The 12,139-nt window shown below is 41.9% G+C and carries 9 protein-coding genes and 1 tRNA gene; 5 read left to right on the top strand and 5 right to left on the bottom strand.

Translation table 11 applies throughout. The features are described from left to right. Nucleotides 1-17: 17 nt before the first annotated feature. Together rpoD and VEJY3_RS01850 are read left to right on the top strand one after the other, a co-directional pair. Nucleotides 18-1,889: an RNA polymerase sigma factor RpoD gene (gene rpoD / locus VEJY3_RS01855; RefSeq protein ID WP_014230751.1), complete on the top strand. Its 1,872-nt coding sequence runs from the start codon at nt 18-20 to the stop codon at nt 1,887-1,889. 152 nt (nt 1,890-2,041) lie between these two features. Beyond that, nucleotides 2,042-2,117 (top strand) — tRNA-Ile (locus VEJY3_RS01850). A 239-nt stretch (nt 2,118-2,356) separates the two neighbouring features. Here the strand turns inward: VEJY3_RS01850 and VEJY3_RS01845 are convergent. Beyond that, nucleotides 2,357-3,487 carry a flagellin gene (locus tag VEJY3_RS01845; RefSeq protein ID WP_014230750.1) on the bottom strand — a complete coding sequence of 377 codons (1,131 nt, stop codon included), beginning with the start codon at nt 3,485-3,487 and terminating at the stop codon, nt 2,357-2,359. A gap of 315 nt (nt 3,488-3,802) precedes the next feature. On the opposite strand from VEJY3_RS01845, the gene VEJY3_RS01840 reads away from it, so the two are divergent. Then, complete coding sequence (locus VEJY3_RS01840) at nt 3,803-4,606, top strand: MetQ/NlpA family ABC transporter substrate-binding protein (RefSeq protein WP_014230749.1); 804 nt, start codon at nt 3,803-3,805, stop codon at nt 4,604-4,606. Between the two features lie 142 nt (nt 4,607-4,748). On the opposite strand, the gene VEJY3_RS01835 is transcribed toward VEJY3_RS01840, so the two are convergent. The 3 genes from VEJY3_RS01835 to VEJY3_RS01825 form a co-directional block, all read right to left on the bottom strand. Continuing rightward, nucleotides 4,749-5,039, bottom strand: a complete 291-nt coding sequence (locus tag VEJY3_RS01835; protein WP_014230748.1) for a hypothetical protein — start codon at nt 5,037-5,039, stop codon at nt 4,749-4,751. Nucleotides 5,040-5,444: 405 nt separating this feature from the next. Continuing rightward, complete coding sequence (locus VEJY3_RS01830; protein WP_014230747.1) at nt 5,445-6,152, bottom strand: helix-turn-helix transcriptional regulator; 708 nt, start codon at nt 6,150-6,152, stop codon at nt 5,445-5,447. 236 nt (nt 6,153-6,388) lie between these two features. Beyond that, nucleotides 6,389-7,162 carry an EAL domain-containing protein gene (locus VEJY3_RS01825; protein WP_014230746.1) on the bottom strand — a complete coding sequence of 258 codons (774 nt, stop codon included), beginning with the start codon at nt 7,160-7,162 and terminating at the stop codon, nt 6,389-6,391. A 379-nt stretch (nt 7,163-7,541) separates the two neighbouring features. Here VEJY3_RS01825 and VEJY3_RS01820 point away from each other — a divergent pair, with 379 nt between their 5' ends. Then, nucleotides 7,542-8,591 (top strand): DUF4382 domain-containing protein, encoded by a 1,050-nt coding sequence (locus VEJY3_RS01820; RefSeq protein WP_014230745.1) that lies wholly within the window; start codon nt 7,542-7,544, stop codon nt 8,589-8,591. A 71-nt stretch (nt 8,592-8,662) separates the two neighbouring features. On the opposite strand, the gene VEJY3_RS01815 is transcribed toward VEJY3_RS01820, so the two are convergent. After that, nucleotides 8,663-10,021, bottom strand: a complete 1,359-nt coding sequence (locus VEJY3_RS01815; protein WP_014230744.1) for an 8-oxoguanine deaminase — start codon at nt 10,019-10,021, stop codon at nt 8,663-8,665. Between the two features lie 317 nt (nt 10,022-10,338). On the opposite strand from VEJY3_RS01815, the gene VEJY3_RS01810 reads away from it, so the two are divergent. Then, entirely contained in the window at nt 10,339-12,093 is a 1,755-nt protein-coding gene (locus VEJY3_RS01810) for a lysophospholipid acyltransferase family protein (RefSeq protein WP_014230743.1), read from the top strand. The last annotated feature ends 46 nt before the right edge of the window (nt 12,094-12,139 follow it).

The following is a 12,139-nucleotide window of genomic DNA, read 5'->3' as shown; positions in this document are numbered from 1 at the left end:
GAAGTTGGATACCGTCTATGGATCAAAATCCGCAGTCACAGCTAAAGTCACTTGTTATTAAAGGCAAGGAACAAGGCTATCTGACCTACGCCGAAGTAAATGACCACCTACCTGCTGAAATCGTAGATTCAGAACAGGTAGAAGACATCATTCAGATGATCAATGACATGGGCATTAAGGTAGTAGAAACTGCTCCTGATGCTGATGATTTAGCACTAAATGATGACACAAATATTACCGATGAAGATGCAGCCGAAGCTGCAGCCGCTGCACTTTCTAGCGTAGAAAGTGAAATTGGTCGTACTACAGACCCAGTGCGTATGTACATGCGTGAAATGGGTACAGTAGAACTACTGACTCGCGAAGGCGAAATCGACATCGCAAAACGTATTGAAGAAGGTATTAACCAAGTTCAATCATCTGTTGCTGAATACCCAGGAACGATCCCGTACATTCTTGAACAGTTTGATAAAGTTCAAGCAGAAGAGCTTCGCCTTACGGATCTAATTTCTGGATTTGTAGACCCTGACGCAGAAGATACTGCTGCACCTACAGCAACACACATCGGTTCTGAGCTATCTGAATCTCAATTAGAAGATGAAGATGACACAGACGTTGATGATGACGACGAAGACGAAGATGGCGACGACGATTCAGAAGACACTGAAGAAGATGTTGGTATCGATCCAGAACTTGCTCTGGAGAAGTTTAATCAGCTACGTAGTACATACCAAAATCTGCAGTTAGCGATCAACGAATACGGCTACGAAAGCCCGAAAGCAACCGTTGCTAATGAAATGATGCTAGACGTGTTCAAAGAATTCCGTCTAACACCAAAACAGTTCGATCACTTGGTGAATGAGCTGCGTACGTCTATGGATCGCGTTCGTACTCAAGAACGCTTGATCATGAAGTCAGTCGTTGAATACGGCAAAATGCCGAAGAAATCATTCATCGCTCTGTTCACTGGTAACGAATCAAGTGATGCTTGGTTAGATGAGATTCTAGCGTCTGACAAACCATACGCAGAGAAAATCAAACGTAACGAAGAAGAGATCCGTCGTTCAATCACTAAGCTAAAAATGATTGAAGAAGAGACGTCTCTGAGCGTACAAAACGTTAAAGACATCAGCCGTCGTATGTCTATCGGTGAAGCAAAAGCTCGCCGTGCTAAGAAAGAGATGGTTGAAGCGAACTTACGTCTGGTAATTTCTATCGCGAAGAAATACACCAACCGTGGTCTACAGTTCTTGGATCTAATCCAAGAAGGTAACATCGGCTTGATGAAAGCGGTAGACAAGTTCGAATATCGTCGTGGTTACAAGTTCTCGACATACGCAACGTGGTGGATCCGTCAGGCTATCACTCGTTCAATCGCAGACCAAGCTCGTACGATTCGTATTCCGGTACACATGATCGAAACGATCAACAAACTAAACCGTATCTCTCGTCAAATGCTACAAGAGATGGGTCGTGAGCCACTACCGGAAGAACTTGCTGAACGCATGCAGATGCCAGAAGACAAGATTCGTAAAGTTCTGAAAATCGCTAAAGAGCCAATTTCAATGGAGACACCAATCGGTGACGACGAAGATTCGCATCTAGGTGATTTCATCGAAGATACGACGCTTGAACTACCATTGGATTCTGCAACAGCGACAAGCTTGAAAGGCGCGACAAAAGACGTGCTTGCAGGTCTAACGCCACGTGAAGCAAAAGTACTTCGTATGCGTTTTGGTATCGACATGAACACCGACCACACTCTAGAAGAGGTTGGTAAACAGTTCGACGTTACTCGTGAACGTATTCGTCAGATCGAAGCAAAAGCACTACGTAAACTTCGTCACCCAAGCCGCTCAGAAACACTGCGCAGCTTCCTGGACGAGTAATCAGGCGCTAATACGCTTTAAAAATCGAAAAAGGTGACTCTAGGTCACCTTTTTTATTATCCACTGTGCTAAGTGGATAAAAACTAAGCGCAATTAGCCATGTTGGTATCTAGACACCTCGCAGCGCTTCCCCTATAATCGTTGACCTATCAGGCCCCTTAGCTCAGTGGTTAGAGCAGTCGACTCATAATCGATTGGTCCGCAGTTCAAGTCTGCGAGGGGCCACCATATTCCAGAAGGCCCGTAGAGAAATCTACGGGCCTTTGTCTTTTCTGGTTGTGAACTTTGCCAGGTAAGTACCACGCCCGTCGTATACCAATACCAGCCGTTTAGTAAGCATAAAATCGCACAAGAACAACTAATTCGTTGCTTAGTATTGGTATTCTAAGTTTTCTCATCAATAGATACCCATGTGTATTACAAACACATGAGCAGCCATTGAGATACAGATATCAAGTCACACACTATTAATTCAGCAGGTTCAAAGCTGCATTAGGAATTACTCTGGCTTGAGCTAACATAGATGATGAAGATTGTTGAAGAATTTTAGCTCGAGTCATTTCAGTTGTTTCTTTTGCGAAATCTGTATCAGTACGATTTCCTTTCGAAGCACTAATATTTTCATGCATATTAGTTAAATTAGAGAGCATGCGATCAAATCGATTATGAAGTGCTCCCATATCTGCTTGATGTCCATCCACATAATTCAATGCAGAATCAATGACAGCGACCGCTTCGTGGGCTCCTCCTGTACTGGTTACATCGATGTTCTCAACAATCGACTTACGGCCATTGTCGAAGTTCAACTCTTTAGCCAGACATCCAGAAAAACAAACCTCATCTTCTGCAATATCAGAACCAACAAACATTTGCAGTTCACCACTACCCGATACCGATGCTGTAATAAACTCTTGCTGTCCGTTGATATAAGTTGCAAGCTCTTCAATATCATCTCCAATTTTAGCTTCGATGTTAAGGCTCACATCGTTCCCAGATTTGTCGATGAAATCAATGCTGAGCTTGTGGCCATCTTCCCCGACAACCCAGTCTGCACCTTTGGCTTCTTGTGCAACAAATATCTTTCCACCCATCGATGAAGCGCTAGAGCGCATATCCTTTAGCTCAAGGAGAATCGTTTCATTATTGGAACCCACTTGAAGGGCTTTCTTACCATATGTGCCATCGAGCAAGTTAATGCCAGCAAAGTTGGCTGAACTCGCGATACTATGAAGCTCATCCTTTAAAGCTTGGACATTTTTTTGAATAGCTTGCCGATCTGCTATGGAGTATGCTCCGTTGGCTGCTTGTAAGGATTGGTCTCTCATATCTTGTAGAATATAAGATATTTCTCTCATAGATCCTTCTGCAGTCTGAACTATGGCTACTCCGTCATTAACATTCTTAGCTGCTACATCTAACCCTCGAGTTTGTACATGTAATCGATTCGAAATTTGTAAACCAGCCGCATCATCTTTAGCACTGTTTATCTTTTTTCCCGAAGAAAGTTTAAGTATTGAAGAGTTAAAATCTTCAGATGCATCAGCAACGTGACGTCGTGTTGCTAACGCAGCGGTGTTGTTGTGTAGGCTCAATGTCACGCATGGCCCTCCTTTCCATTATTACTGCTTGAAATTATGGAACTAAAGTCTCATTTTAAATATCGACCAAAACCATCTGCACTTTAGTGACTTTATGCATAATTAGTTGAATAATTTAACTTTATTACATTCGTCGCATAAATGATTAACCAACCTTTAAAGACAGAGAGGCAACTGGTAAGGGATACGTTAGCAGAAGCAAAATTCTCACTGATGGGAGACATTAGTAGGTGACCGAGCGATCAAACATTGACGGGTTTTATAATTATGATAGATTAGCCGTATAGACGTCCAAAAAATATAAATGGAGTTATTATGGAAAGTTTTAGCCAAATTAAGCAGTTACCTTTTATTCTCATAGCAGCATTGAGCTTAGTGGCGTGCGGGCAAAAAGAAGACTCTGTCATTAAGGTTGGAGCAACCGTTGGCCCTCATGCACAAGTTGTAGAAGCGGTCGCCAAAGAAGCAGAAAAACAAGGACTTAAAGTAGAGGTGGTTGAGTTTTCCGATTACGTAACACCAAACGCAGCATTGAGTGATGGCAGTATCGACATCAACAGCTATCAGCATCAACCGTTTCTAGATAACTTCAACAACAGCCACAACGCTCACTTAGTCTCTATCGGCCAATCTATTCTGATGCGTATGGGAGTTTACTCAAACAAGTTCCGTTCTCTTGAAGATCTTCCTAAGAATGCGCGCATTGCGATCCCGAATGATCCAACCAACGGTGGTCGCGGCCTACTCCTACTTGCTGATGCGGGCTTAATTACATTGAGACCGGGTGTCGGCCATAAAGCGGCGTTGACAGACATTACGGAGAATCCAAAAGCATTTCAGTTCGTTGAAGTTGATGCAGCCCAGTTGCCAAGAACATTAGACGATGTCGATGCGGCAACCATTACGATGAACTATGTGATGTCATCAGGGCTTGATCCTAAAAAACAAGGGATCTATCTAGAATCGAAAGAAGCACCTCTGGCTGTTATGGTTATCGCAACACGCGAAGCAGATAAAAATAAAGAAGAGTACAAGAAGTTTGTGTCGATCTACCAGTCTCAGGAGATTCGTGACTTTTTAGATAAAACCTTTAAGGGCACGATTGAGCCTGCATTTTAAGGATTAGAAACAGCATAGCGCTTGATAGTACTCTGCCATCACCTTTCGCATAGGTAATGGCAATATTGAAAAAGGCTCGTGGAAACATCCATGAGCCTTTGTGCTTTTTAGATACTGGCCTGAGGTCAATAGCCAACTGCTCTTAAAGATGATCAGCGTATTGACGGCGTTCTGCTTCAAGCTTCATCGCCAAGTAACTTTGCCTAGCGACGACTAGATCTGGGCGATTGATAAGTTTCCAGAGAAAATACGGCGGGATGAAGAAAATAACAAAGTATAAAGACTCATGGAAAAAGACATCAGCAATAGAGTTTTGATGCTCAAAATATGCTGTTAGAGCAAAAACATCCAGCAGTACACCCAATACTCCGAAAACAACACAGACCACAATGGCTAAACCCAATATCTCTCGAAGAAAATATTTGTATATCATGGCACTACTTCCTTTTAGCAGTATGTCTGACCAACATACTCCTCTATCCGAGCCCTTAACTTGATTATAGTCAATTTAGCCTTAATTTAGAGCCGCAAGTAATCAACTCATAGCTCACCTTAAATATTAGAAGTGTCAGTAATAATGATGTCGGTGTACGTCAGTATATTGCTTTCCAAACTGATTCTCTGATAGGAACTTGATCTTTTTTAATTATTGAAAAAAACTTACATTCAAAGTGCCATGATCTTATTGACTGGTTTTACAATAATCACAAAGTGGTATTTTTGGCGGGCTATGAGGAGACATTTAGCCTAGAGCTCTAATCTAAATAAATCTCCATAAGATTATTAAATAAATGTGCTTTACATTGTTTAGCCAGGAAAAATTAATCGCCTACTATTGTTATTTATTCATTGCTAGTATCTTTCGGAATTGCCTGGGACTAAACCCATGGGCTTCTTTAAACTTTTTACAAAAATAAGAAGTGCTATTAAATCCAGATTGCATAGAAATCTCATCGACGCTCAAACTCGTATTCGTTATAAGTACCGTTGCATACTCTAAGCGAGCGTTTGAAATTATCTGCCCCATGCTTGTTTGGCTGTTTTTGAGTTTTCTAGTGAGAGTGGATTTAGAGGTGTATGTGAGATTGCAGATATCTTCTAGTGACCATTTCCTTTTTAGATCTTTGTTTATAATTTCATTAATCTTTTTTTCTAAAGGCTCATAGTTACATAGAACTTTATTATTCTTTATTTTATCTAACTTTAGATTTATTAATTCTATTAGTGTGTTTTTATTCTTTAAATCTAGTATGTTGACCTCAATATAAGCATTGATCAGATTCATAGTCTTTTCTTGCCTACAAGACAAATTCATTCCATCAACATGATAAGTGGTTAAAATTAGATCACTTTTAGATATAGACTTTAATGAAAACCTCACTAATACATTAGGTGGAATAAAAATAGCCACATTAGGCTGTACTTTTTTTATCCCTCCATTATAGAAGATTATCCCTTCACCACTGATGCTTATAATATGGCTATTGCGAGTAAATAGAGAACCTTCAATTTTATGACTAAGATTTATTACTCTTTTCCTAATCATTTTTATTCCTGTATATCTTTAATTTATTCTTATTAAAATGATCTGTTGCTAAAGAATAGACTATAAAATGAGACAAAAAGGGTTTTAATTCATTAGCATACAGTAAATTAGAGTCTACAATTATTCGTGCGGTTAAACAATACTAACACACGAACACTCTTAGTTTGGAATCGGTTACACGAGGGGGTTACCTAGATGACAAGTGCCAAATCTATCAGATTACACATTCTAAAATGTCAATGATAAGTGTTTGCTTTTGATTTTTTCTTCATTAACTCTGATTCTTGATGATCATCTCGTTCGTTAGTCACCTTTCTTGGTCTAGAGTAAAAATAACCTTGTGCTAGAATATTATATTTTTTAAGGTATTCATTCTGGAAGTAAGTCTCAACTCCTTCAATTATCAAACCGTGTTTACAATAAGGTCGTAAAACAAAAATAAGAGACTTTAAACAATCATCATCACCAGAATTGTATAATAAGAATGACCTATCTATTTTAATATAGTCCCATTCAATCAGTCCTAAAGATAAGTGAGCCGCTATATTTTCTTCATAATAATCGTCAAGAACGATAAACATACCTAACTTTTGAAGTCGTTTTATATTTTTTAGTATTTTACTATATTTAATAGAAGTGCTTATTTCATTTATTTCTATATGAAATTTATTGTAGATGTTTTTATTGATAACCTTCTCTACAAATTCATCATCTTCTAATGCAGATAGATTTAAATTCAAGAAAATACCTTTAGACGTTTTTATACTACTAAAATATTCCATCTGTAGTAAAAAAACAGTTTTAATGAATTCATCGTCAATATTATCGAAGAAGGATTCACTATTTAATGTCTCTCCTGATTCATTAATTACTCTTGAGAGGCACTCGCAATAGATCGTTTCTCCAGATTTAGGGAGGTATATTGGCTGCAATAAAAACTCTAGGGTTACATAGCTATTTTTGTTGCTTATTGTAACGCCACCACACGTTGAATATTCAACAGTAAACATACGCACTCCTACTTTTGCACAGTTTGCAAATATAGTTGAGTTTGTGTTGCAATCCTATAGTTGCGTAATAAATTTAAAAAATATGAGTTTTTTCTTTTATTTAAATTTAATCCGTCAAAAAAATAACATTGTGACGAGAGTAGTAAAGCTATGGATGATTACCTTCAGACTAGTTAATAATGTTCAAAAAAAAAGAAAATTATAACTAAATATTGTCGGGCGAGAGAAGATTCAAGACCCAATATAAACCCACCAAATCGCCTTGGTAATGACATTGATTACACTGATAATTTACCCGCTCATCACTCTTTGATGACATTCATTCTCGTTTTTAAGACTACGCTTTGCATTTATCAGCAATGTGAATGAAAGAGGAAATATGAAAAAATACACCTACCCTATCCTCGCGATTTCAGGTGGTCTTTTACTGACTGGCTGTAATGGCGGGGACTCTTCATCCGACACAGAAGCAGCAACTTTTTCTCTTGCGGTTTCAGATGCTCCTGTCGATGATGCAAATAAAGTCGTTTTAGCTTTTGAAGATGTGGTTTTAATCCCGTTTGACCCTGAAACAGGTGATAAGACTGGCGACGCTATCATTATGAACGTCAGCGAAGACGGTGCATTACGTCAAGTAGACCTGATGCAGTATCAAGGTAGCAATGCAGAAACCATCATTAGCGAGCAAACTATCGCACCTGGCGATTATGCGATGTGCTTGTACGCAAAAGATGGCAGACAGCTAAACGACACAACACTTTCTTACGTCGAAAAAACTGACGGCACAGTGAAAGGCCTTGTAGTGAACAGCAAAGGCAGCTGTTATGGAACGAAGCCTGATACCAGCGATCAAGGCCGCCTGAAGTTCTCGCAAAAAGGTCAGTACGTAAAAGTACATACAGGTCATAACAGCTACGTCGTTGAGTTTGATCTACGTAAAGGCCTGGCAGATCCAACGGGTCAGGATCATATGAACATGAACTCGAATGCGGTGAGCTTGGTTAACGCATCAGAGGCTGGCCATATTGGCGGTGTAGTTAGCTCCGTACAGTACAACGCGTGTGAAGCAGACAGTGCAAGTTGGAACGCAATTAACGACGTGCCAGCTGTACACTCAGTTTACCTATATGCTGGTGAGATGGATCGCAGCACGATGGGTGACTTAGGTGCTCCGGCAGAATTTAACACACCAGTTGCGATTGCTGATGTAAATGAGACCGAAGATGAACTCGGCAATTTAACGTACGATTACGAGTTTGGTTTTATTGGTCCAGGAACTTACACCATTGGCTACACATGTACTTCATACATCGACAGCCCGGATACCCATGAAACTTCTGAAGACGGTTTCTTAATGTACCAACACTATACGCCTGTAGAAGTGGTTGAGGGTGAACACACAGAACAAGACATCTACCCGATTCTGTAGTTCTCACACATAGAATAGAGAAAGCCGCTTACTGGTTTGTAAGCGGCTTTTTATTTTTGGTCTGTCAGACATTAACTGGCGGACAGCTCTGCCAGTCGCTTCGCGGCGCGGCTATGACGAACCATCAAGTCCTGTAAATCCACACCGATCACTTCACCATCATGGACCCGCCATTGGCCGGCGACCATCACTCGGTCAGCCTGTTGTGCGCCACATAGCAGTAAAGCTGCCAGCGGATCATGACTGCCAGAGAAGCGAATATCATCCAGCTTAAACATGGCAATGTCAGCCTGATAACCGATGTTTAGTTCTCCAATATCTTGTCGCCCCATCGCAAGAGCAGAGCCTTTTGTCGCCCAGCGCAGAGCATCAAAATGCGTTACTTTTGCTGATCCATACTGAAGGCGTTGCAGGTACATCGCCATGCGGACTTCAGCAATCATATTGGAGCCATCGTTTGAGGCAGAACCATCCACGCCAAGGCCAACTTTCACACCGGCCTGTTCAAGCTCCAAGTTTTTACACATACCAGAGGCCAGCATCATATTGGATGTCGGACAATGACTGACCCCAACGCCCGCTTTACCTAATCGTAGAATCTCTTCAGCGTTAAAATGAATACCATGAGCCAGCCAGGTCCGCTCGTTTAACCAGCCAACATCTTCAAGGTAATCGACCGGGCGTAATCCAAACTGCTTGATACAGAAATTCTCTTCATCAATGGTTTCACACAAGTGGGTATGCACCATGACATTCTCATCTTGAGCGATTCGCGCAGTCTCTTTCATCAGATCCGTGGTCACCGAGAATGGGGAACATGGCGCAAGCGCAATTTGTATCATCGCGCCATCATGGTCTTGGTGATATTCATTGATCAGTCTTTTGCTGTCATCGACTATCGTTTGCTCTGTTTGGATAGTATGCCTTGGCGGTAAACCGCCCTGATCTTCTCCCAAACTCATTGAACCCCGAGTAAAAATAGCGCGTACGCCAAGGCTGTGTGCAGCTTCAACTTGCAGATCGATGGCATGTTCCAGACCATTGGGTAATAAGTAGTGATGATCCGAAGCGGTCGTGCACCCTGAACGCATAAGCTCAACTAAAGCCAATTCAGTAGCGACACTCATCATTTCCTGATCAAGGTTCGCCCACACCGGATAAAGGCTTTTCAACCAGTGAAACAGCTCTTTATTGAGAGCATCGGGATAAGCGCGAGTCAAAGTTTGATAAAAGTGATGGTGGGCATTGATTAGCCCTGGAGTGATAACGTGCTGGCTGGCGTTGACCACCGAGTCGACTTGTACATCAGGCGTGGCATTAAGGGCCACCAGCTCAACAATTTTGTTTCCGCGAATCACCAGACCTCCGCGAGCGTCCTGCTCATTGCCAGTGTAAATCGCGAGTGGATTCTTAATCCAGATTGTTTCCATTCATAAATATCCTTAGCCGTTTCAACCATTTCAGGGGAATCGGACTTGTACCTACACCTTCACGTGAGAAGATGTTGAGTGATTTTATTTGATTAAAAATACCGATATGACGGCATGTAATAAGCCCATAGAATGAGCTTTAGCTACCATAGCATAAGCTCAACTAAAGCGGACAAAAATTCCTCACCGACCTCTGAATCTAACCTCAGCGTTCAATAAATCGTCACCCTTTTGTCACCAAAGACTCACTGTTTTGCCGCTGAACTGTCATCTGTAATTCCTACTATCCAGTTAGAAACTTGCACGCTGAGGTAAATATGGATAGCACTACCCCTTTTCGTCTCCCTCGTAAAACGCCATTTGGCATTGGTGAAAATGTCGCTGAGTGGGCTACTGGATTAAGCCAGCTCGATAAGTTCTATGCGCAAAGACCTGTTAATGCAGATATTCAAACTTTCTTACGCTTTACGCTGTCGATTTTAGGTATCGATTACCGAATTGCTCATGGCTCACTCGACGCCGTACCAAAACAAGGCCCTACCGTCATTGTTGCCAACCACCCTCTCGGCTGCGTAGAAGGCGTCATACTGGCTGAATTACTGCTCATGGTTCGAGATGACATCCAAATCCTTGCTAATCAATACCTTAAAACCGTCCCGGAACTCGACCAGTTATTTATTGGTGTAGATGTGTTTGAAGGTAAGGATGCGGTCAAGTCCAACATGAAAGCACTGCGAGCGGCGAACAGACACCTAGCAAACGGCGGATTGTTGTTAGTTTTCCCTGCGGGTGAAGTGTCCCAACTGGTTGATCCAAAGCAACAGCGTCTAGAAGACAAAGAATGGAGCCGTAGTGTCAGTACGTTAATTCGTAAAAACAAAGCGACGACGGTCCCCGTATTTATTAACGGGCAAAACTCGAAACGCTTTTATATGGCCGGAAAAATCCATCCTTTGCTAAGAACGTTAATGCTGGGTAGAGAGCTCCTTAATAAGAATGCTCAAACAATTGAACTATCTTTTGGCCAAGCGATTAAATTTAAAGAGCTGAATAACCTCAGTGATGATCAGGTGGTCAATTATTTGAGGCTCAATACCTACCTGCTTAACCGTGAACCCAGCACTCCTGGGCAAACCACATCGATGAATGCTTTGCTGCCTATTGCGGCAGGGTTACCGATAAGCCAATTACTCGATGAGCTGCACAGCTTACCTGCAGAAGCCAAACTTCTTGAAAGTGGTGAGTTTGAGGTCTACTGCACATCCGCTTATCAGATCCCATCTCTACTGCATGAAATCGGTCGTCTACGTGAATACAACTTTCGTCAGGTGGGCGAAGGCACAGGGCAAGCGATCGATATCGATCATTTCGATCATGATTACCTGCACCTATTTGTCTGGGATCGTGAAAATCAATGCATGGTGGGCGCTTATCGTCTGGGATTAGTCGATAAATTAATGAGAAAACATGGAGTTGAAGGGTTGTACTCCCGCACCCTGTTTAACTATGACCAGCGCTTTATCGACAAGATGGGTAAATCGATTGAGATGGGACGCTCGGTGATTGCGGAGCAATACCAAAAGAGCATGAGTGCCCTGCTACTGCTTTGGAAAGGCATTGCAACATTCGTACATAGAAACCCAGAGTATACGCACCTGTTTGGTCCGGTCAGCATAAGTAACGATTACAGCCAAACCGCTCGTCAATTACTGGCTCAGTCCATGACACTACATCACTACGACAATGCCTGTGCAGAGCACGTTACCCCATCCAACCCGCTTCCCGAGACTAACCTGAACTGGAACACCAGCATGCTCACCGCGTTAGGCGATTTGCAGCTGCTGTCTCGTGTGATCGCTCGAATTGATGAAGGCAAAGGAGTTCCTGTTTTACTGCGTCAGTATTTGAGCTTAAACGGCAAACTGGTCTGCTTTAACGTTGATCCTGCCTTTAACAACGCGCTAGACGGATTAATTATGGTGGACTTACGCGACGTGCCAGAAAAGACACTGGCACGATACATGGGGCTGGAAAATACGCGAACATATTTAGCACAACACCTCGATAAATAACTTACCAGAGAAATAGTGCATTGCTGATACAAGCAGTGCACTATCC

The organism is Vibrio sp. EJY3 (assembly GCF_000241385.1).
Taxonomy (GTDB): Bacteria; Pseudomonadota; Gammaproteobacteria; order Enterobacterales; family Vibrionaceae; genus Vibrio; species Vibrio natriegens.
The sequence above is the reverse complement of the archived record's forward strand: the minus strand, read 5'-3'. Positions and strand labels throughout refer to the sequence as shown.